General features: G+C 72.7%; 22 protein-coding genes and 1 pseudogene. 15 read left to right on the forward strand and 8 right to left on the reverse strand.

Translation table 11 applies throughout. The annotated features are described in order from the left end of the window. A partial coding sequence (locus tag N5I75_RS30180; protein ID WP_476682630.1) for a heme-binding beta-barrel domain-containing protein occupies positions 1 to 371 on the forward strand: 371 nt, incomplete at its 5' end. Positions 372 to 549: 178 nt separating this feature from the next. After that, positions 550 to 1,233 carry a glycerophosphodiester phosphodiesterase gene (locus tag N5I75_RS30185; RefSeq protein WP_476682632.1) on the forward strand — a complete coding sequence of 228 codons (684 nt, stop codon included), beginning with the start codon at positions 550 to 552 and terminating at the stop codon, positions 1,231 to 1,233. Between the two features lie 3 nt (positions 1,234 to 1,236). On the opposite strand, the gene N5I75_RS30190 is transcribed toward N5I75_RS30185, so the two are convergent. Then, entirely contained in the window at positions 1,237 to 1,788 is a 552-nt protein-coding gene (locus tag N5I75_RS30190) for a GNAT family N-acetyltransferase (protein ID WP_476682634.1), read from the reverse strand. Positions 1,789 to 1,867: 79 nt separating this feature from the next. On the opposite strand from N5I75_RS30190, the gene N5I75_RS30195 reads away from it, so the two are divergent. Together N5I75_RS30195 and N5I75_RS30200 are read left to right on the forward strand one after the other, a co-directional pair. Continuing rightward, a complete protein-coding gene (locus tag N5I75_RS30195) occupies positions 1,868 to 2,260 on the forward strand; it encodes a VOC family protein (protein WP_476682636.1) in 393 nt (130 codons plus the stop codon). A 143-nt stretch (positions 2,261 to 2,403) separates the two neighbouring features. Then, positions 2,404 to 3,830, forward strand: a pseudogene (locus N5I75_RS30200) (NAD(P)/FAD-dependent oxidoreductase). Between the two features lie 10 nt (positions 3,831 to 3,840). Here N5I75_RS30200 and N5I75_RS30205 read toward each other — a convergent pair. Continuing rightward, positions 3,841 to 4,377 carry a MarR family winged helix-turn-helix transcriptional regulator gene (locus N5I75_RS30205; protein ID WP_476682638.1) on the reverse strand — a complete coding sequence of 179 codons (537 nt, stop codon included), beginning with the start codon at positions 4,375 to 4,377 and terminating at the stop codon, positions 3,841 to 3,843. A gap of 37 nt (positions 4,378 to 4,414) precedes the next feature. Further along, positions 4,415 to 6,130 carry an FUSC family protein gene (locus tag N5I75_RS30210; protein WP_476682640.1) on the reverse strand — a complete coding sequence of 572 codons (1,716 nt, stop codon included), beginning with the start codon at positions 6,128 to 6,130 and terminating at the stop codon, positions 4,415 to 4,417. A 141-nt stretch (positions 6,131 to 6,271) separates the two neighbouring features. Here N5I75_RS30210 and N5I75_RS30215 point away from each other — a divergent pair, with 141 nt between their 5' ends. The 5 genes from N5I75_RS30215 (at position 6,272) to N5I75_RS30235 (ending at position 10,244) form a co-directional block, all read left to right on the forward strand. Continuing rightward, positions 6,272 to 6,817, forward strand: coding sequence for a DUF5134 domain-containing protein (locus N5I75_RS30215; protein ID WP_476682642.1), 546 nt, complete (start codon positions 6,272 to 6,274; stop codon positions 6,815 to 6,817). 108 nt (positions 6,818 to 6,925) lie between these two features. Next, positions 6,926 to 7,861 carry a M56 family metallopeptidase gene (locus N5I75_RS30220; RefSeq protein ID WP_476682644.1) on the forward strand — a complete coding sequence of 312 codons (936 nt, stop codon included), beginning with the start codon at positions 6,926 to 6,928 and terminating at the stop codon, positions 7,859 to 7,861. A gap of 34 nt (positions 7,862 to 7,895) precedes the next feature. Continuing rightward, positions 7,896 to 8,585: a phosphatase PAP2 family protein gene (locus N5I75_RS30225; RefSeq protein WP_476682646.1), complete on the forward strand. Its 690-nt coding sequence runs from the start codon at positions 7,896 to 7,898 to the stop codon at positions 8,583 to 8,585. A gap of 33 nt (positions 8,586 to 8,618) precedes the next feature. Further along, complete coding sequence (locus N5I75_RS30230) at positions 8,619 to 9,332, forward strand: HAD family hydrolase (protein ID WP_476682648.1); 714 nt, start codon at positions 8,619 to 8,621, stop codon at positions 9,330 to 9,332. 195 nt (positions 9,333 to 9,527) lie between these two features. Then, positions 9,528 to 10,244 (forward strand): TetR/AcrR family transcriptional regulator, encoded by a 717-nt coding sequence (locus N5I75_RS30235; protein WP_476682650.1) that lies wholly within the window; start codon positions 9,528 to 9,530, stop codon positions 10,242 to 10,244. On the opposite strand, the gene N5I75_RS30240 is transcribed toward N5I75_RS30235, so the two are convergent. Then, a complete protein-coding gene (locus N5I75_RS30240; RefSeq protein WP_476682652.1) occupies positions 10,232 to 11,737 on the reverse strand; it encodes an LVIVD repeat-containing protein in 1,506 nt (501 codons plus the stop codon). The genes N5I75_RS30235 and N5I75_RS30240 overlap by 13 nt on opposite strands. Before the next feature lie 93 nt (positions 11,738 to 11,830). Here N5I75_RS30240 and N5I75_RS30245 point away from each other — a divergent pair, with 93 nt between their 5' ends. After that, a complete protein-coding gene (locus N5I75_RS30245; RefSeq protein ID WP_476682654.1) occupies positions 11,831 to 12,526 on the forward strand; it encodes a DUF305 domain-containing protein in 696 nt (231 codons plus the stop codon). A gap of 62 nt (positions 12,527 to 12,588) precedes the next feature. Beyond that, positions 12,589 to 14,013: a ferredoxin--NADP reductase domain-containing protein gene (locus tag N5I75_RS30250; RefSeq protein ID WP_476682656.1), complete on the forward strand. Its 1,425-nt coding sequence runs from the start codon at positions 12,589 to 12,591 to the stop codon at positions 14,011 to 14,013. A gap of 48 nt (positions 14,014 to 14,061) precedes the next feature. Here N5I75_RS30250 and N5I75_RS30255 read toward each other — a convergent pair whose 3' ends face one another. Continuing rightward, the gene (locus tag N5I75_RS30255; protein WP_476682658.1) at positions 14,062 to 14,457 is read right to left on the reverse strand and encodes an ArsR/SmtB family transcription factor; all 396 of its coding nucleotides are present in this window, start codon (positions 14,455 to 14,457) and stop codon (positions 14,062 to 14,064) included. Between the two features lie 100 nt (positions 14,458 to 14,557). Here N5I75_RS30255 and N5I75_RS30260 point away from each other — a divergent pair, with 100 nt between their 5' ends. Further along, positions 14,558 to 15,640: an NADH:flavin oxidoreductase/NADH oxidase gene (locus tag N5I75_RS30260; RefSeq protein ID WP_476682660.1), complete on the forward strand. Its 1,083-nt coding sequence runs from the start codon at positions 14,558 to 14,560 to the stop codon at positions 15,638 to 15,640. Positions 15,641 to 15,668: 28 nt separating this feature from the next. Here N5I75_RS30260 and N5I75_RS30265 read toward each other — a convergent pair whose 3' ends face one another. From N5I75_RS30265 to N5I75_RS30275, 3 genes are read right to left on the reverse strand one after another with little or no spacing between them, the layout of a single operon-like run. Beyond that, positions 15,669 to 15,914, reverse strand: a complete 246-nt coding sequence (locus N5I75_RS30265; RefSeq protein ID WP_476682662.1) for a non-oxidative hydroxyarylic acid decarboxylases subunit D — start codon at positions 15,912 to 15,914, stop codon at positions 15,669 to 15,671. Positions 15,915 to 15,947: 33 nt separating this feature from the next. After that, positions 15,948 to 17,375, reverse strand: a complete 1,428-nt coding sequence (vdcC, locus tag N5I75_RS30270; RefSeq protein ID WP_476682664.1) for a non-oxidative vanillic acid decarboxylases subunit C — start codon at positions 17,373 to 17,375, stop codon at positions 15,948 to 15,950. Between the two features lie 2 nt (positions 17,376 to 17,377). After that, positions 17,378 to 17,980, reverse strand: coding sequence for a non-oxidative hydroxyarylic acid decarboxylases subunit B (locus N5I75_RS30275; protein WP_476682666.1), 603 nt, complete (start codon positions 17,978 to 17,980; stop codon positions 17,378 to 17,380). 83 nt (positions 17,981 to 18,063) lie between these two features. Between N5I75_RS30275 and N5I75_RS30280 the strand changes: the two genes are divergently transcribed. The 3 genes from N5I75_RS30280 (at position 18,064) to N5I75_RS30290 (ending at position 20,744) form a co-directional block, all read left to right on the forward strand. Then, complete coding sequence (locus N5I75_RS30280) at positions 18,064 to 18,975, forward strand: helix-turn-helix transcriptional regulator (protein WP_476682668.1); 912 nt, start codon at positions 18,064 to 18,066, stop codon at positions 18,973 to 18,975. Between the two features lie 45 nt (positions 18,976 to 19,020). After that, positions 19,021 to 19,473 (forward strand): RrF2 family transcriptional regulator, encoded by a 453-nt coding sequence (locus tag N5I75_RS30285; RefSeq protein ID WP_476682670.1) that lies wholly within the window; start codon positions 19,021 to 19,023, stop codon positions 19,471 to 19,473. 74 nt (positions 19,474 to 19,547) lie between these two features. Further along, a complete protein-coding gene (locus N5I75_RS30290; protein ID WP_476682672.1) occupies positions 19,548 to 20,744 on the forward strand; it encodes a globin domain-containing protein in 1,197 nt (398 codons plus the stop codon). The last annotated feature ends 7 nt before the right edge of the window (positions 20,745 to 20,751 follow it).

Raw genomic sequence — 20,751 nt, forward strand, 5'->3', positions numbered from 1 at the left:
TCACCTTCACGCACGACGGGCGCCCCTTCCTCCGGTACGAGGCGCGGGCCTGGCTGCTCGGCGACGACGACGCGCCGCTGCGCCCCGCCGCGCGCGAGAGCGGCTGGTGGCGGCTGCAGCCCGACGGCCGCGTCGAGGCGCTCATCACCCAGCCGACCGGCATCGCGGAGATCGCGGCGGGCCGCGCCTTCGACGGCACGGTCACCCTGGCGACCGATTCCGTGGCGCTCACCCCGACGGCGAAGAAGGTGGAGGCGACGACGCGCCGCTACGTCCTGGACGGCGCGGACACGCTGGAGTTCACCCACGAGCTGGCGGCGGTCGGACAGCCGTTGCAGCACCACCTGTCGGCCCGCCTGCGCCGCCGGTGACCGAGGAGACCGGCGCCCGGGCACGCCGTCAACCGGGGACGTACCGCCCCGCGAACGAGTGACCGGGTCCGCTCACGCGGCGCCCCGCGCCCTCCCTCGCGCCGAAGCCGCACCAGGGCATCGGCAGGCCGTTAGGCTCGGCCGGAGCCGATCCGCTGTCGACGGAAGCGAGACCACCTTGAACTTCCTCACCATCGGGCATCGCGGAGCCATGGGCGTCGAACCCGAGAACACCCTGCGCTCCTTCGTCGCCGCCGAACGGGCGGGGCTCGACCTGATCGAGCTGGACCTGCACCTCAGCAAGGACGGCGCGCTCGTCGTCATGCACGACGCCGACGTGGACCGCACCACGGACGGCAAGGGCCCCATCGCCGAGAAGACCCTCGACGAGCTGCGGGCCCTGGACGCGGGGCGCGGTGAGCGGGTGCCGGTGTTCGAGGAGGTCCTCGACGCGGTGAGCGCCCCGCTGCAGGCGGAGATCAAGGACACGGCCGCCGCCCGCGCGCTCGCCGAGGTCATGCTGCGCCGCGATCTCGTGCACCGCGTCGAGGTGATCTCCTTCCACGACGAGGCCGTGGCGGAGATCGCGCGGCTCGTGCCCGGGGTGCGTACGGCGCTCGTCGCCAGCCGCTACGGCACGAACGTCGTCGAGCGGGCCCTCGCCGTCGGCGCCACCACCCTCGTCCTGAACATCCGCCGCCTCACCCAGGAGATCGTGGAGCACGCCCGCAAGGCCGACCTGCGGATCATCGGCTGGGTCGTGAACACCCAGGACGACCTGCGGCTCGTCCGCGCGCTCGGCCTGGACGGGGCGACCACCGACTATCCCGAGATCAAGCGCACCGGCCGCTTCACCGCATAGGGCTCAGCCCAGCTCCTTGGTGAGCAGCTCGAACTCCAGGTCGGCGCGCTGCGGGATACCGAAGCGCTCGTCGCCGTACGGGAAGGGGCTCATCTTTCCCGTACGGCGGTAGCCGCGCCGCTCGTACCAGGCGATCAGCTCCTCGCGCACGGAGATCACCGTCATGTGCATCTCGCGCACGCCCCACGCCTCGCGCGCCGTCCGTTCCGCCTCCGCGATGATGACCTTGCCGAGCCCGGCACCCTGGAGGGCGGGGCTGACGGCGAACATGCCGAAGTAGGCGTGGTCCCCGCGGTGCTCCAGCTGGCAGCAGGCCACGAGGGTGCCGTCGCGCTCGACGGTCAGCAGGCGGCTGTCCGCGTGGCGGACGACATCGAGCACGCCCTGCGGATCGGTCCGCTGACCCTCCAGGATGTCCGCCTCCGTCGTCCAGCCGGCCCGGCTGTCGTCCCCGCGGTAGGCCGACTCGATGAGCGCGACGAGCGCGTCGACGTCGGCCTCGGTGGCCTCGCGGAAGCTCAGGCCATCGGTGGCGGGGTGCGGGGCGGCGGTCATGGGCGGCTCTCCGATCTGTACGGGGCAGGGGTCTGTCGGCGCCGTCGAGGTTAACCCGGTCGCAGTACTCTCCGTCCCCATGGTTCACGTACTGAGCAGCAGGGTTCTGATCAGGCCGGCCGACCCCGAGCGGTCGCGACAGTTCTACGGGGAGGCGCTCGGGCTCGCTGTGTACCGCGAGTTCGGCACCGGGCCCGAGCGGGGCACGGTGTACTTCCTCGGCGGCGGTTTCCTGGAGGTCGCGGGGCGCTCCGAACCGCCCGTGACACCCGGTCTCCAGCTGTGGCTCCAGGTCGCGGACGTGGACGCGGCGCACGAGGAGCTGGCGGCGCGGGACGTGCCGGTGCTGCGCGAGCCGCGGACCGAGCCGTGGGGTCTGCGGGAGATGTGGATCTCCGATCCGGACGGCACCCGGATCTGTGTGGTGGAGGTCCCGGAGGACCACCCGATCCGCTCCCGGCCGTCCATCTGACGTGCGCCGCTGACGTGCGGCGACGCGGGGTGCGGCGCACGATGGCGGAGAGTCAGGGGATTCGGCGGCGCCGATCCGGATACATGACCGGGGCGACGCTCCTCGCCTGTCCGTCCACCGTCCAGCCCAGGAGAGATCCGATCATGACCGCTCCCCGTACCTCGACCGTGCCCCGGATTCTGATCATCGGCGGTGGGTTCGCCGGGATGGAGTGCGCCCACAAGCTGGAGAAGGAGCTGAAGCCCGGGGAGGCGGTGCTGAAGCTCATCAGTCCCATGGACCATCAGCTGTATCTGCCGTTGCTGCCGCATGTGGCGTCCGGTGTGCTGACCCCGCAGTCGGTCGCCGTGCCGCTGCGCCGGATGCTGCGGCGCACCTCCATCATTCCCGGCGGTGCCATCGGTGTGGACCCGAAGGCGAAGGCCGTCATCGTCCGGAAGATCAACGGTGAGTGCACCGTCGAGCGCTACGACCATCTGGTCCTCACGCCGGGCAGTGTGACCCGGCAGTTCGACATCCCCGGGATCGACGAGCACGCCGTCGGCGTCAAGACGCTCGCCGAGGCGGCCTGGATCCGCGACCACGTCATCTCGCAGCTGGACCTCGCGGCGGCCAGCACGGACCCGGCCGAGCGGGAGGCGCGGCTGCAGTTCGTGGTGGTGGGCGGCGGGTACGCCGGTACCGAGACGGCTGCGTACCTGCAGCGCCTGACGACGTCGGCGGTGAAGCGGTACCCCGGACTCGACCCCCACCTGATCAAGTGGCACCTGATCGACGTCGCCCCGAAGCTGATGCCGGAGCTGGGCCCCCGCCTCGGCGACAAGGCGATGGAGATCATGAAGCAGCGCGGGTGCTCGTCTCGCTCGGCGTCTCCGTCGCGAAGGTCACCGAGGACCGGGTGACGTTCACCGACGGGCGCGAGCTGCCCTGCCACACCCTCATCTGGACGGCGGGCGTCGCACCGAGCCCGCTGGTCGCGACGCTGGGCGCGGAGACCAACCGGGGCCGCCTCGTGGTCACGCCCGAGCTGACCGTGCCGGGCCTCGACGGCGTCTTCGCCCTCGGCGACGCCGCCGCCGTGCCGGACCTGGTCAAGGGCGGCGACGCGATCTGCCCGCCGACCGCGCAGCACGCGATGCGGCAGGGCTGGGCGGCGGCCCGCAATGTGCTCGCGGCGGTGCGCGGGACGCCGCTGACGCCCTACCGCCACAAGGACCTCGGGCTCGTCGTCGACCTCGGCGGCATCCAGGCGGTGTCGAAGCCGATGGGCGTGCAGCTCACCGGGCTGCCCGCGCAGATCGTGGCCCGCGGCTACCACCTGGGCGCGCTGCGGACCCTCACGGCCCGCTTCCGCACGGCGGCGAACTGGGGCCTCAACGCGCTCGCGGGCGACGATTTCGTGCGCACCGGCTTCCAGCGCAACCGGCCCGCCACGCTCAAGGACTTCGAGATGACGGACGCCTATCTGTCGCCGGAGGAGATCCACAAGGTGATGGCCGACCACGTGGCCGGCCGCTCGATGGCACCGGAGAAGCCGGATCTCCCGATCAACCTGGCCGCCAACTCCTGAGCACGGCCTTTTAGACGCGTGGGCCGCCCAGGCGGCCCTCCAGCTGGGAGAGCAGCTCTCCCAGGAGTGTGCTGAGTTCGGTGTCGCGGCCGCCGTCGAGACCGGCGAGGACCGTCGCCTCGTAGGCGAGCTGGCGCGGCAGGATGTCGTCGACGAGGGCACGGCCCTCCTCGGTGAGGCTCAGGTGCGACACCCGCCGGTCGCGGGTGTCGCCGCGCCGGGCGACGAGGCCCCGCTCCTGGAGCTGCTTGAGCCGCTTGGTGACGGCCGCGCCCGAGGAGAACGTCTCGCGGGCCAGGTCACCCGGCGTGAGTTCGCGGCCCGTCCGGCGCAGGGTGCCGAGCAGGTCGAACTCGGGCCTGGTCAGTCCGGCGTGGCGCAGGGGCGCGTCCTCGGCCTGCTGGAGGAGCGCGGCGCAGCGGTTGATACGGCCGATGATCTCCATCGGCGCGGTGTCGACGTCGGGCCGTACGGCCTGCCACTGCTGGACGACCGACGACACGGTGTCGGGCGGTCGGGCCGCCGCCGTCTCGGCTCTCGTGCTCATTGCTGCCTGCCCGGACCTTCCGCTGGGAGCTGGGGCGTCAGTTGCGGGCGCCGCTCGGGTCGTCCGCCGTGTCACCAGTGTCGTCGACGGCGGGCTCCGCGGGGTCAGGGGCCTGGCGGCGGACCGTCGCCGCGAGCGTACGGTGTCCGCTCCGCTCGGCGGCGACCACCCGCTCCTCGGGCAGCGCCCGCTGCCACCACTCCCCCGCCGCGGTGTCCAGGGCGGTCCGCAGCTCCACCAGGGCGGCGACCAGCGAGCGGCGGGCCGTCTCCAGGGCGGCGGGGCCGGGCGCGGCGGTGGCGAGGGTGCGCTCGGCGTTCTCGCGGGCCGTGTCGACGCGGGTGAGCGCCCTCTCGATGTGGTCGCCCGCGCGCCGGTTCGTCACGACGACGGCGGCGACGACCCCGAGCACCGCCCCGACCAGCGTGTCCACGACCCGGTCGGTGATCAGTTCGGCGGGCTCCTGGAACCGGGCGAACTCGGTGACGAGCAGCGCCATCGGCGTCACGCACAGGCTGCCGAGCCAGTAGTTGCGGGTGATGAGCGCCTCGGCGCCGAAGCTGAACGCCATGCAGCACAGCACCAGGGCGAGCGGGGCGAGGTGCGCGAGGGGGACGACGGCGGCGAAGACGAGCACGCCCGCGAGGTTGCCGACGACGCGCTGGACGCCGCGGTTCCAGGTGAGGGTGACGTTGGCCTGGTAGAGCGAGGCGGCGGTGACCAGGGCCCAGTACGGGCGTCCGATACCGAGGGCGAGCGAGGCGTACCCGGCGAGCGCGCAGCCGACGAAGGTGCGCAGGGCGACCGGGAGCAGCGGCGAGCCGGGGCCGATGCGCCGCCAGAGGGAGGGCCCGCCGCCGCCGACCAGCTCTGCCTCGACGCCGAGGAGTTCGTCGTCCATGCCTGCCACGCGCGCAGGGCGCGGTACGGCGCCGGTGCCGCGCAGTCCGGCGGCCCAGGCGCGCAGCTGGGCGGCGTCCGTGTCGCCCGGCGCGGCGATGGCGACCTCCGCGCGGACGACGAGCCGCTCCAGGGCGCGGCGGGCGGCGGTCCGTGCCCCGGTGGCGAGCAGGGACTGCCAGGCGGCGTGCACGGCAGCGGCGGCGCCGCCGCGCGCGGGCGCGTGCCCGGGGCGCTCGGCGTAGGCGGCCGCCGCGTTCAGGGCGCGGGCGGTGGCGCGCCGCTCGGGGCCGTGCGGGCGGACGAGGACGGGCGCCATGCCGACGATCCAGGCGACGGCGCCCGCGCCGAGGGTGAGCGCCAGGTGGCCCGGCACCTGGCCGATGCTCTGCGGCGCGAACAGCGAGGCGGAGCTGATGAACGTGAAGATCAGGTGGCCGGGCGGACCGATCCTGGTGGCGTCGCAGAGTGTCTTCTGCGCGGCGGCGAGCAGCGCGCCGACGGCCACGAGCGCCACGGCCGAGGAGAGGAACGACGCCGCGACGAGCGCGACGGCGACGCTCAGCCACATCCCGAGCACGACTCCGGCGAGGGCGCGGGCCCGGGCCGCGTAGGGCAGGTTGTGCCCGTACAGGGCGCAGAAGCTGCCGGCCATCGTGTACATCATCAGGTCGAGGCGGCCGAGGGCGAGCAGCGTCAGGTTGGGTATCGCCGCAGAGGCGACGACGCTCGTGGCCGGTTTGAACCAGATGTCCGACGGCCGGTTCGGGCGCAGCACCCCCGCGAGCGGGAGTCGGCGGGCGGTGACGGTCCTCGGGGTGCTCGGGGCGAGGGGTGGGGGTGTGCTGCTCATATGTGAAACCTTAACAGGTGTTTTACTCGTAAAAGATTCGCGCGTGCCTCCCTGCGCCGCCTTACGCGCCCGCGTGCACGGGCATCTCCTTCAGAGCCACGAAGAACCTCCAGCGGCCACGTGGAAAGAGGGGGACCCGGGGTGCACGGACCGATGTCGGCCGGCTGGCTGCTCGTCGCCTTGTGCGCGGCGACCGGCGCGTACTGCCTGCTGCGCATGCGCAGCAAGGTCGAGGACCAGCGCCGTACGGCGGGCGGCGAGGCCCTGATGGGGTTCGGGATGGCGCTGATGGCGGTCCCGGCCGCGGTGCTCACGCCGCCGTCCTGGGCGTGGCTGCTGTACGCGGTGGTGTTCGGCGCCGCCGCGCTGCCGGCCCTGTGGGCGGCGCGGCGCGGGGGGCACCACCTGCACCACCTGGTGGGCACGTGCGCCATGGCGTACATGGCGGTGGAGATGGCGGGGCGCCCCCCGGCGCACGCGCACCACGGCGGCGGGGCCGGCACCCCGGCGCTCACCGGGCTCCTCCTCGTGTACTTCGCGGTGTACGTGCTGTGGGCGGGGGCGCGGCTCGTACCCGCCGTCACCGCGGGCCCCGTGCAGGCGGGCTGGGGCGACCGGCCGGAGCTGGCGCGTGCCTGCCGCCTGTCGATGGGGATCGGGATGCTGGCGATGCTGCTCACCATGTAGGACGCCGCGCTGGGCGCCGCACAGGGTGCCGCGCCCCAGCCGTGTCGTACATCACTTGCGGCGCTGAGCCATACCCCGGTGCGCGCCCCGCTACATAGGCTGACGGCCATGACGGTCCCCGTAGCGCTGTTGCTGCTCGGCACCCTTCTCGCTGTCGTCGCCCCGCGCCTGCTCGCGCGCGCCGACTGGCCCGAGCGGGAGCCGATCGTCGCGCTCTGGGCGTGGCAGTGCGTCGTCGCGGGTGTGCTCCTGTGCTGTGCGCTGTCGATGGCGCTGAGCGCGGCCTCCGCCTGGCAGGCCGTGCGCGGGCAGCTGTTCGCGCCCGCGCCGCACGGGGTCGTGGACGCGTATGCGCTGCGCACCACCGGGCCGTGGGCGGCGACAGTCGCGGTGGCGCTCGCGCTCGGCGGGGCGTGGACGGCCGCGATGCTGGTACGGGAGGTGCGCCGGGCGCGGGCGCGTCGCAAGCAGCGGCGGAGCGAACTCCTGGTGCGCTCGCCCCTGTTGCCCGGCGAGGAGCCCGGTTCGGACCGGCTCGTGGTGCTCGAGGCCGAGCGGCCCGACGCGTGGTGGCTGCCGGGTCCTGCGCCCCAACTGGTCATCACCACGGCCGCGTTGCGTCGCCTGAAGGGGCATCAGCTCGATGCGGTGCTCGCGCACGAGATGGGGCACGCGCGATGGCGGCACGACTGGCTGCTGCACTGCTCGGGCGCGCTCGCGGGCGGGTTTCCGCAGGTGCCGGTGTTCGCGGCGTTCCGGGACGAGATGCACCGCCTGGTCGAGCTGGCCGCCGACGACGTGGCCTCGCGCCGGTTCGGGCGGCTCACCATCGCGCTCGCGCTGGTGGAACTGAACGAGGACCGGGGCGTGTTCGGGCCCTGTCCGACGCCGCACACGCACGTTCCGCAGCGCGTGCACCGGCTGCTCACGCCGCCGTCCCGGCTGTCCCCGGTGCACCGGCTGCGGCTGACCGCGGTGGCGGCGCTCGTACCGCTGGCGCCGCTCCTGGTGACGTTCGTGCCGGGATTGCGCGCGTTGGGATAGTGTGCGCCGCCGAAGTCGGGTCAGGATCACGTATATGTACCCGGCGCGACTCGACTCCCCTCCCCGGCCGTCCGCCCCGCTGACGGCGGCGCTCACCCTGGCCTGCGTGCTGCTGCTCGTCCTCGTGGCGGTGCGCTGGTCCCCACTGATGGGTCTGGACGCGGACATCGTGCGGACGCTGCACCGCGGCGCCGTCGCCGAGCCGGGGCTCACCCGGGCCAACCGGATCCTGTCGGACTGGGTCTGGGACCCGTGGACGATGCGGGCCGGCTGCGCGGTGCTCGCCGGGCTCGTGGTGTGGCGGCTGCGCGACCGGGTGCTCGGCGCGTGGCTCATCGTGACCTGCGCGCTCGGCTCCCTCGTCCAGCAGACGCTCAAGGCCGCCGTCGGCCGCCCCCGCCCGGTCTGGCCCGACCCGGTCGACTCGGCCCACTTCGCGGCGTTCCCCTCCGGGCACGCGATGACGGCGACGGTCGTGTGCGGCCTCGCCCTGTGGCTGCTCCACCGCTACGGCGCGGGCCCCGCCCTGTGGGCCACGGCCCTGACCGTCTCGACGCTCTCGATCCTCGGCGTGGGCCTGACCCGCCTCTGGCTCGGGGTCCACTGGCCCTCGGACGTCCTGGGCGGCTGGCTGCTCGGAGCGCTGACGGTGGCTGCGTCGACGACGGTGTACGAGAAGTGGCGGGGCCCCGGGACCGCCCCCGCCCCGAACAACCGTGCTTGACCGCGTACTTCACCGCCGAGCAGGATCAGCCGCATGACGATCAAAGCCGTGCTCTTCGACTTCTCGGGGACGCTCTTTCGTATCGAGTCCGCCGCGTCCTGGCTCCGCGGGGGCCTGGACGAACTCGGGCTGACGCTGCCGGAGGCCGAGTTCGCGCGCGCGGCGCGGCAGTTGCACGACGTCGGGGCCGTCCCCGGAGGCACGGCGGCGTACGTCGCCGTACCCGGGCACCTCGCCGAGCTGATGGCCGTCAGGGACGTGGACGCGAGCCGCCACCGGGCCGCGTACACGGGGCTGGCCCGCGAGGTGCCGCTCCCCGACGAACGGCTCTACGACGTCCTGTACGAGCGCCACATGCGCCCGGCGGCGTGGCACCCCTACCCCGACGCGCCCGACGTCCTCGCGGCGCTGCGCGAGCGCGGGGTCCCGGTGGGCGTCGTCAGCAACATCGGCTGGGACCCGCGCCCCGTCTTCGCGGCGCACGGCCTGGATGAGTACGTGGACGCGTATGTCCTTTCGTACCAGTACGGCGTCACGAAGCCCGACCCGCGCCTCTTCGAAGCCGCCTGCGAGGCGCTCGGTGTCGCGCCGCGCTCCACGCTGATGGTCGGCGACGACCGGCACGCGGACGCCGGTGCCGCGGCCCTGGGCTGCGCGGTGCACTTCGTGGATCATCTGCCGGTGGCGGAGCGGCCCGGCGGGCTGCGGCCAGTGCTGGAGCTGGTCGGCGGCGAGCGGGCCGGCTGAACGAAGGGCGCCGGCCCCCGGGCGGCGCCGACACCGTCCGGAGACCGGCCGACCGGAGGTATGAGTCGGCCGTATTGGACGATCCCCCGCGTCGCCCAATACGGCCGCTCCCCCGCGCGCACCGCACCCAACAGGCCGGCAGCCGGGACGCGCTGAGTATAGTTGGCTCGGAGCCAGTCAACGCAGGAGTCAAGGATGTCCCCCCGCAGCGCATCGGTCAATGAGGAGTTGCGCCGACGTTCGCGCGAACGGCTCCTTCAGGCGACGTTGGAGCTCGTCGGGGAGCGCGGGTACGACGCGACGACCCTCGGCGACATCGCGGACCGCGCCGGTTCGGCCCGCGGCCTGGTCTCGTACTACTTCCCCGGCAAACGGCAGTTGCTCCAGTCCGCCGTGCACCGCCTGATGCACCGCAGCCTCGAGGAGGCGCTGGAGAGCGAGCCGCGCACCCAGGACGGGGACGAGCGCCTGGCGCGGGCCATCGACGCGATCCTGGGCCTCGCCCGTGACCAACCGGTGCTGATGCGCACGCACATGGCGGGCATCCTCCAGGCCGAGGGGTTCGTGCAGTGCCCCGAGCAGCAGCGGCTCGCGATGCTGCTGCGCGACACCGTGGTGCGCCACGGCGCGCTCGACGTCGACCGGGACTACCCGATGCTGCGCGCGGTCCTGATGGGCGCGGTGTTCGCGATGCTCGTGCCGAATGTGCCGATGCCCCTGCGGGAGCTGCGCGCCGAGCTGTTCACCCGCTACCACCTGGCGTGGGAGCGGGGGTTCCCGCCGGGCGACGGGGATGACGCGTCGCCCGACGGGAACCCGGTCCATGCACGGCCCGCCGACTTCTCCCGCTACTTCGAGCGGTTGCGGCCGGCCGGTGACACCGGGAATCCGTCCGGATCTCAGTCGAAGTAGTCCGGCTGGGTCTGGACGTTGAGCTCGTCCACGCGTACCCGCTTGGCCGGATCCGTCCGCTTGTCGCTGATCTTCAGGACGTCGAAGCCCTTCTGGATGTCGTTGGAGTAGACGTATCCGTTGTAGTAGTACGCCGACCACGAGCCGCCGAGGGTCAGCGTGTCGGTGGAGACCGGACCGCGCTCGAAGTAGCCGATCTCCTTCGGCTTCGCCGAGTTCGTGAAGTCCCAGACGGAGACGCCGCCCTGGTACCACGCCTGGACCATGAGGTCCTTGCCCTTGACCGGGATCAGCGAGCCGTTGTGCGCGACGCAGTTCTCGGTGTCGGCCTGGTGGCGCGGGATCTTGAAGTAGCTGCGGAAGACGAGCTTGCGCTTGTCGCCCTTGCCGACGATGTCGTAGATGCCGTCCGCGCCGCGGTCCGGGCCGATCGCGGCGTTGCAGGTGGCCGCGCCGCCGCCGCCCAGCTCGTCCGTGAACACGACCTTGTTCGCCTTCTGGTTGAAGGTCGCCGAGTGCCAGAACGCGAAGTTGACGTTGTCCTGGACCTGGTCGATGACCTTCGGGCGCTCCGGGTCCTTGATGGAGAACAGGATGCCGTCACCCATGCAGGCACCGGCGGCCAGGTCCTCGGAGGGCAGCACCGTGATGTCGTGGCAGCCCGTCGTCTTGGAGACGCCCGGGTTGACCGGACCGCCCGGGTTGCCGCCGCCGTCCGGGCCCTCGCCCGGGAAGAGGACGGGGAAGTTGACCACGGCCGCCTTCTGCGGGGCCTTGCGCGGCACCTTGATGACGGAGATGCCGTCGTGCGGCGGCTGGCAGTCCGGGAACGTCGCGCTCGGCGAGTACGAGGAGACGTAGATGTAGACGTCCCTCTTCTCCGGCACCAGGGTGTGCGTGTGCGAGCCGCACGCGGTCTCGACGGCGGCGACGTACTTCGGGTTGCGCTTGTCGCTGATGTCGAAGACCTTCATCCCCTCCCACGACGCCTTCTCGGTCGCGGGCTGGGTGGTGGAGGCGCAGGAGTTGTCGCTGCGGGAGCTGTCCGTGGACAGGAACAGCAGGTTCCCGGAGACGGAGATGTCGTTCTGCGAGCCCGGGCACAGGACCTGCGAGACGGTCCTCGGCGCCTTCGGGTCGCTGATGTCGTAGATGCGGAAGCCGTCGTAGTTCCCGGCGAAGGCGTACCTGCCCTGGAAGGCGAGGTCGGTGTTGTAGCCCGGGAGCACGTCCTTCGGGATGTTCGTGAGGTGCTGGATGTTCCCGGAGTGGACGATCTCGTCCTGGCCGGGTATCTCGCCCGCGGCGATCGCCGCACGGGCCTCGTTCTCGGCGCTCTGCGACACGTTCTTCGGCGCGGCGGTGCGGTCGCCCGGGTCGGGCGTGGCCGACACCGGGCCCGCGGCCAGGAGAGCCGCGAGGAGTCCGGCGGCTGCCGTGGCAACTCCGAGGCGTCTGCGACGCGTTCGGGTGGAGTCCTGCAACAGGGTCACTGTTGTCTCCCTGACTGACGGTGCTGACGACGACTGACATGAGCGTCAGCGATACGTGAACGGTTCACGAATCCCCCGAGTATCGTCGTCATCATGCACAGATCAACAGATGGCAACAAGCTCGTCATGAAAGTTGCCGCACCCGCGCTGCTCGCGGCGCTCGCGCTGGGGTTGACCGCGTGCGACTCGGGCGACTCCGACGCCACGGACCGGGCCGGCTCCCCCACCCGCACCGGGCCTTCCGTCATCGCTCCGGGCAGACCGGGCGAGGCGGCGGAGACGCTGTCCGCGCGGGACGCGCAGGAGCGCCGGGGCGACGACAAGCCGAACTCGGCCGACGTCCGCTACGCGCAGATGATGATCCAGCATCACCGCCAGGCCCTGGAGATGACCGAACTCGCGCCCGGACAGGCCCGGTCGGGCCCGCTCAAGCGCCTCGCCGAGCGGATCTCCGCCGCCCAGGGTCCCGAGGTCGAGACGATGCGCGGCTGGCTGAAACAGCACGGTCGCGCGGAGACCCCGTCGGGGCGGGAGGGGCAGGAGGGGCACGCCGGGCACGAGGCGATGCCGGGGATGGCGAGCGAGGCGCAGCTGAAGAAGTTGCGGGCCGCGCACGGCAAGGCGTTCGACACCCTGTTCCTGGAGCTGATGATCACGCACCACGAGGGCGCCGTGACCATGGCCACCGACGTGAAGAGCCAGGGGAACGACGTGCAGATCGAGGAGATGGCGGACGACGTGATCGCGCAGCAGACGACGGAGATCAGCCGGATGCGCGACATGTCCTGAAGCCGTCCCGCTCCCGCGAGGCGGACGCTGCCGCAACCTCCCCAGCCGCCTCCGCCGGTGCCATGCTGAGAGCAAGCAGCACAAGCAGTGCACCTGCGGAAGGAGCGCCCGTGCCGTACATCGCCGTGGTCGGTTCCGGGCCGAGCGGGGTCTACACCGCCCAGAGCCTCGTCAACGAGGCGCGTCTGCCCGGCGTCCGGGTCGACGTGCTCGACCGGCTGCCGTGCCCGTACGGCCTGGTCAGGTACGGTGTCGCACCCGACCACGAGAAGATCAAATCCTTGCAGGGCACGCTGCGGACGGTGCTCCAGGACGAGCGCGTCCGCTTCCTCGGCGGCGTCGAGGTCGGCCCCGCGCTGCCGCCCGCGAAGCTCCTGGAGCTGTACGACGCGGTCGTGTACTGCGTCGGCGCCGCGGCGGACCGGCGGCTCGGGGTGCCCGGTGAGGACCTGCCCGGAAGCTGCTCCGCGACCGACTTCGTGGCCTGGTACAGCGCGCATCCGGACGCCCGCGACGCCGGTTTCGTACGAGGGGTGCGTACGGCCGTCGCGATCGGCGTCGGGAACGTCGCGGTGGACGTGGTCCGCATCCTGGCCCGGGGCGCCGCCGAGCTGACGCCGACCGACATGCCGCAGGCGGCGCTCGGAGCGCTGGCCGCGAGCGAGGTGCGGGACGTGTACATGGTGGGCCGGCGCGGCCCGTCGCAGGCCCGCTTCACCACGAAGGAGCTGCGCGAGCTGGGCGGGCTCGCCGACGCCGAAGTCCGCGTGGACGGAGCCGAGTTGGCGCTCGACCCCGGGTACCGCGACCCCGCCGCGCTGCCCGCCGCCGTCCGGCGCAATGTGGAGGTGCTGCGTGGCTGGGCGGAGTCGCCGCGCCGGGGCGCCGCCCGCCGGATCCATCTGCGGTTCTTCCTGCGGCCCGCCGAGATCGTCGGGGGCGGCGACGGCCGGGTCGCCGCGGTCCGCTTCGAACGGACCCGGCCGGACGGGCTCGGCGGCGTGACCGGCACCGGCGCGTACGAGGAGATCGGGGCCGAGCTGGTGCTGCGCTCGGTGGGCTATCGCGGGGTGCCGCTCGAAGGGCTGCCGTTCGACGCGGCGCGCGGGACGGTGCCGCAGGCGGCGGGCCGCGTCCTGCGCGGCGGGCTCGTCTCGCCGGGTGAGTACGTCGCGGGCTGGATCAAGCGCGGCCCGACCGGCGTCATCGGCACGAACCGGCCCTGCGCCAAGGAGACGGTGGCCTCCCTGACGGCCGACCTGGCCGCGCTCCCCGGCCCGGAGCGTGTCGCGTCGGATCCGCTGGCGGGGCTGGTCAGCGCCGGGGTCGAGCCCGTGGAGTGGACCGGCTGGCAGTCCATCGAACGCGCGGAGGCGGCCCTGGGCCGCTCCCTCGGCCGCAACTCCGTCAAGATCGCCGACTGGGAGGGGCTGCTGAGCGCGGCGCGGAACGCCGGGGACGCCCGAGGGCACACCCGGGGCACCTGAGGCCCCTCGGACCTCCCACGCGCGTCGCCTGGAGAAGCCCGCGGGCCCTCAGCCCTCCCGCAAGCCCTCCCCCAAGCGCTCCGCCTGCTCATTCGCCGCGGCCAGGATGCTGTCCAGCAGCCCCGGGAACAGCGCGTCCAGATCAGCGCGGCGCAGCCCGTTGAGCTTGGCCGTGCCCCGGTAGACCTGTTCGATCACGCCGCTCTCGCGCAGCACCCGGAAGTGATGCGTCGACGTGGACTTCGTGACGGGCAGGTCGAAGTGGGAACAGGACAGGCCGGGCGAGTCGTTCCCCTGCGCGGACGCCATCTCGCGCACGACCGCGAGGCGCATCGGGTCGGAGAGCGCGTGCAGCACCGCTTCGAGCCGGATCTCGGCCCGGTCGGGGTGCGCGAGGGTCCGGCTGCCGGTGGCGGGCGCTGCGTGCGCGGCGGCGGTCGTCATGGCGGCCATTGTACGAGTTTCCTCGTAGTTTGACAGCTCCCGTACTACGGCGCCTATCGTACAAGGGAAGAATCCCGTTCCCGTCCGAATGGAGTCCGCCGTGAGCGCGCTGTTCGAGCCGTACACCCTGCGATCGCTGACCGTCCCGAACCGCGTCTGGATGCCTCCGATGTGCCAGTACAGCGCCGCCCCCGAGGGCCCGCTGACCGGCGCCCCCAACGACTGGCACTTCCAGCACTACGGCGCCCGCGCGGCCGGCGGCACCGGCCTGATCATCGTCGAGGCGACCGGGGTCAGCCCCGAGGGCCGGATCTCCCCGTACGACCTGGGCATCTGGAACGACGAGCAGGTCGCGGCCTTCCGCCGGATCACCGACTTCCTGCGGACCCAGAACACGGTCGCGGGCATCCAGCTCGGCCACGCCGGGCGCAAGGCCTCCACCGACCGCCCCTGGAAGGGCGGCGCGCCGCTCGGCCCCGAGGAGCACGGCTGGCAGGCGGTGGCGCCGAGCGCCGTGCCGTTCGACGACAAGCACCCCGTGCCGACCGAGCTGACCGCCGAGGGCATCGCCGAGATCGTCACGCAGTTCGCGGACGCGGCGCGCCGGGCGCTCGACGCCGGGTTCGAGGTCGCCGAGATCCACGGCGCCCACGGCTATCTCATCGGCCAGTTCCTCTCCCCGCACAGCAACAAGCGCACGGACGCGTACGGCGGCTCGTACGAGAACCGCACCCGCTTCGCCCTTGAGGTCGTCGACGCCGTGCGCGCCGTGTGGCCCGACGAGCTGCCCCTCTTCTTCCGTATCTCCGCGACCGACTGGCTGGAGGGCGAGGAGGGCTGGACCGCCGACGACACCGTGCGCTTCACCGCCGAGCTGAAGGACCACGGCGTGGACCTGATCGACGTCTCGACGGGCGGCAACGCCGCGGGCGTCCGCATCCCGGTCGGCCCCGGCTACCAGGTCCCGTTCGCGGCGCGCGTGCGCAACGAGGCCGGGGTCCCGGCCGCCGCCGTCGGCCTGATCGACAACGCCGGGCAGGCCGAGAAGATCCTCGCCAACGGTGAGGCGGACGCCGTCCTCATCGGCCGCGAGCTGCTGCGCGACCCGTCCTTCGCCCGCCACGCGGCGCGCGAGCTGGGCGCCGACGTGCACGTCCCCGACCAGTACCACCGCTCCGTCTGAGCAACGGAACCGCTGCGGTCCGCCGCCCTCAGGCGGTGGTCCGCAGCGGCGGTACCGCCGGGACCTCGATCGCTTGGTCGATGTCGGCCTGCGTGAGCCTGAAGAGGTCCGGATAGGCGTCGCGGCGGGAGCGCCGGGCGGGTTCGGTGGTGCGCCAGGTGTAGAGGCACCGGTCGCACTGGAGCACATCCCAGACGCCGGGGACGGGCGAGGTGGCGAGCACGCCGACCGTCTCGAAAGCGCAGCGGGGGCACTCGACTTGCTGATCCTGCATGGCTGTTGGCCTTCCTGATGAGTCGTACGGGTGTCAGTGCCGGGCCGCGATCATGCGCTGCAACCGGGCCGCCCACTCGGCGGTCTCGGGCAGGTCCTTGGCCGGGGTGGAGAAGTTGCCGCGGACGTCGGGGGCGACCGGCGTCGTCGCGTCGATGATCATCTTGCTGGTGATGCCGGCGGGCTGGGCGGCGGGCGCGAGTTCGAGGACCGAGAGGTTCGGGATGACCACGACGTCGTCCTTCGGGTTCACCTTCGCGGACATCGCCCACATGACCTGCGGCAGGTTGAAGGGGTCCACGTCCTCGTCGACGAGGATGACCTGGGAGACGTAGCCGAGCCCGTGCGGCGTCGTCATCGCCCGCATGCCGACGGCCTTGGCGAAGCCCCCGTACCGCTTGGCCGTCGAGATCACGACCATCAGGCCGTGCGTGTACATGGCGTTGACGGCGCGCACCTCGGGGAACTCCGCGCGCAGCTGCTTGAGCAGCGGGACACAGGTGTTGGGGCCGACGAGGTAGTCGACCTCGGTCCACGGCATGCCGAGGTAGAGCGACTCGAAGACGGGGTTCGTGCGGTACGAGACGCGCTCGACGCGGATCACCGGCATCCGGCGCCCGCCCGAGTAGTGGCCGGTGAACTCGCCGAACGGGCCCTCGATCTGCCGCGTGCGGGACTCGATGTACCCCTCGATGACGACCTCGCTGCCCCACGGCACGTCGAAGCCGGTGAGCGGCGCGGTGGCGATCGGGGCCGGAGCCCCGCGCAGCGCGCCGGCCATCTCGTACTCGCTCTGGTCGTACGCCATCGGCATCCCGGCGACGATCGCCATCACCGGGTCGTTGCCGAGGGTGATCGCGATGGGCAGGTCCTCATCCACCTCCTCGGCCTTGCGCAGATGCTGGGCCACGTCGTGCATGGGGACGGGCTGGAAGGCGAGGCGGTCCTTGCCGATGACCTGGATGCGGTACGTGCCGACGTTCTGCTTGCCGAAGTCGTCGGGGTCCTCGGGGTCGCGGGAGACGACGGCGGCCTTGTCCAGGTAGAAGCCGCCGTCGCCGTCGTTGAGGCGGAAGAGCGGCAGGACGGAGAAGAGGTCGACGTCCCCGCCCTCCTGGCTGTTCTCGCGCCAGGGCGCGTCCTCGCGGCGCTCGGGCGCGACGGGGAAGGCGTCCCAGCGCCGGGCGAACTCCTCGACCTGCTCCTTGACCGGGGTGTTGCGCGGCAGGCCGAGGGCGAGCGCGTGGTTGGCCCAGGAGCCGTGCACGTTCAGGGCGATCCGGGCGTCGGTGAAGCCCTTGACGTCGTCGAAGTACAGGGCGGGGGCGTTCTCGCCGATGCGGCCGGTCGCGTTGGCGGCGGCGGCCAGATCGGGCTCGGGCAGCACCTCGTCGGTGATGCGGAGGAGCTGCCCCTCCTTCTCCAGGGTGGCGAGGAAGCTGCGCAGATCGTCGTAGGCCATTCTCAGTTCCTTTGTGCGGTACGGGGGTGGTCGGCGCGGGCGGCCCTCATGCCGGCCCAGCGGCGGGCGGCGGGCGCGGGCAGCTCGAACTGGTCGAGGATGCGGGCCGTGACGTGGTCGACGATGTCGTCGACGCTCTCCGGGTGGTTGTAGAAGGCGGGCATGGGCGGCACCAACTGCACGCCCATCCGGGCGAGTTCGAGCATGTTCCGCAGGTGGATCTCGCTCAGCGGCGTCTCGCGCGGGACGAGGACGAGCTTGCGGCGCTCCTTGAGGACCACATCGGCGGCGCGCGCCACGAGCCCTTCGGCGTAGCCGGTCCTGATGCCCGCGAGGGTCTTCATGGAGCACGGCACGATGACCATGCCGTCGGTGCGGAACGAGCCGGAGGAGATCGTGGCGCCCTGGTCGTCCGGGTGGTGCGTGACGTCCGCGAGGGCGGAGACGTCGGCGACGGACAGGCCGGTCTCCAGCTCGATCGTGGTGCGTGCCCAGCGGGAGAGGACGAGGTGCGTCTCCACGTCCGGCAGCTCGCGCAGGTTCTCCAGGAGCCGGACACCGAAGGGTGCGCCCGTCGCTCCCGTCATGCCGACGATCAATCGCACAGATCTCTCCTCACACGTCGCTGACCTGTGCTTTCACGCTAGGCGGCAGGGTGGCGCGGACAGCGGTACGCTCGGGACTCGGCATGGGGAGAAACGGACAGAAAGCAGCGGAGGCATCCGGCGCGCACGTCAGGGAGCTGGCGTACACGCCGAACGTCGGCGCGCCCGCCGGGGTCGAGGTGATGGAGCTGGCGGACCTGTACGAGCGGGCGCGGCGGCACGGCAACGACCCGTACGTCCCCTCGCGCCCCGCCTTCCACCAGCTGATCGGCGCCCGTGGCCGTCCGGTGCGGATGGGGGTGGACTTCGTCGAGCAGGAGCTGCGGCCCGGGTCGTGGCTGTGGATCCGCCCCGGCCAGGTGCAGCGTTTCAGCTCCGACCTGGCGGCGGCGGACGGGGTGATCGTCCTGTTCCAGCCGGGCTTCCTGCCGCCCGCGACGGTCTCGGCCGCTCATATGGACCCGCCGTACGAGCAGCGCCCGCTGGTGCCGCGCGGCGCGGACGCCGAGGCGGTGACCCGCGCCCTCGACCACCTGCGCCATGAGTACGGGGCGATGGCCTCACTCCCCTTGGACGCGCACACCGAGGTGCTGCGCGCCCTGCTCTCGGTACTGCTCGTGCGCCTCGCCGCCGTGCGGGAGCCGGTGCCGGACGCGGCGACGGTGTCCGGCACGTTCCGCCGCTTCCACGCCGCCGTCGAGCGGGACCACGCGGTGACCCGGCGGGTGGAGGACTACGCGGCGGCGCTCGGCTACAGCCCGCGCACCCTCACCAGGGCGGCGCTCGCCGCGACGGGCCGCACGGCGAAGCAGTACGTCGACGACCGGGTCCTCCTGGAGGCGAAGCGGTTGCTGTGGCACAGCGGGCTCTCCGCGCGGGAGGTGGCGGCGCGGCTCGGCTTCGCCGACGCGAGCGATTTCACCAAGTTCTTCCGGCTGCGGGCGGGCGAGACGCCGGGGGCGTTCCGGTCGGGCCCGCGCGGGTGGTCCCGGTGAACCGATAACTTGCCTTCCGTTTGCACGTTTCCTTACCGTGCGGTCATGCGGCTGACGCGATTCACGGACCTTGCCCTGCGCATCCTGATGCGCCTCGCGGTGGAGCAGGGCGGGACCCCGACCACGCGCGAGGTCTCGGGCGCCATGGACGTGCCGTACACGCACGCCGCCAAGGTCGTGGCCAAGCTTCAGCACCTGGGCCTCATCGAGGCGCGCCGCGGCCGGGGCGGCGGGCTCGCGCTCACGCCGGCCGGACGCGAGGCCTCGGTCGGCGCGCTCGTCCGTGCACTCGAAGGCCCGGGGGACGTCGTCGACTGCGACGGCGAGGGGGCGTCGACCCCCTGCCCGCTGCGTTCGGGCTGCCGACTGCGCGGTGCGCTGCGCGAGGCGCAGGAGGCGTTCTTCGCCTCGCTCGACCCGATCACGCTGAACGCGCTGGTCGAGGCGCCGACGGGGCCGCTGCTCATCAGCCTCTCCCCCACGCCGCCGAGGGACTGACCCACCCCCCGCACGAGCCGCGCGGAGCCGCGTCCTAAAATATGAATCCCAGATGCAAGATTAAGGAGTCGTCGATGCTCACCGAGCCCTCCGCCGTCGTCGTCCGCGCCACGCTGCCCGCCGTCGGCGCCGCCATCGAGGACATCACCGCCCTCTTCTACGAGAAGCTGTTCGCCGCCCACCCGGCGCTGCTGCGCGACTTCTTCAACCGCGGCAACCAGGCGGCGGGCTCGCAGCGGCAGGCGCTCGCCGGCTCCATCGCGGCGTTCGCCACCCACCTCGTGGACCACCCGGACGAGCGCCCCGACGTGATGCTCCAGCGCATCGCCCACAAGCACGCCTCGCTCGGCGTGCGGCCGGACCAGTACAAGGTCGTGCACGAGCACCTGTTCGCCGCCATCGCCGAGGTCCTCGGCGACGCGGTCACGCCCGAGGTCGCCGCCGCCTGGGACGAGGTGTACTGGCTGATGGCGAACGCGCTCGTCGCGATCGAGAAGCGGCTCCACGAGGAGCAGGGCATCGTCGACGGCGACGTCTTCCGGGAGTGGGAGGTCGTGGACCGCACCGAGGAGACGGCCGACGTCGCCTCCTTCCGGCTGCGCCCCGCCGACGGCCGCCCGGCGCCCGCGTTCCGCGCCGGGCAGTACGTCTCCGTCCAGGTCGAACTGGCCGACGGGGCACGGCAGATACGCCAGTACAGCCTCACGGGCGCGCCCGACGCGGAGACCCGGTCGATCGCCGTCAAGCGCGTCGCGGGCGCCGGGGCGAACCCCGAGGGCGAGGTCTCCCACCACCTGCACGCCGAGGTCCACGCCGGTGACCGGGTGCGCGTCTCGGCCCCGTACGGCGACCTCACCCTGGAGTCGGACGGCGGGGCGCCGCTGCTGCTCGCCTCCGCGGGCATCGGCTGCACCCCGGTCCTCGCGATGCTTGAGCAGCTGGACGCGGCCGGGCACAGCGGCCCGGTGACGGTCGTGCACGGCGACCGCTCCCCCGGGACGCACGCCCTGCGCGCCGGGCACGAAGCGCTGACCGGCAAGCTCGCGGACGGCACGGCCCACTTCTGGTACGAGGACGGCGCCGCCGGGGCCCACCGCACCGGCCTCGTCGACCTCGCCGAGGTGGCGGTCGCCCCCGGCACCCGCGCCTACCTCTGCGGCCCGCTGCCCTTCATGCGCGCGGTGCGCGAGCAGCTGCTCGGCAAGGGTGTCGCGGCGGCGGACATCCACTACGAGGTGTTCGGCCCGGACCTGTGGCTGGCCGCCGCCTGAGTGCTCG

The sequence above is a fragment of the Streptomyces sp. R818 genome (assembly GCF_056172735.1).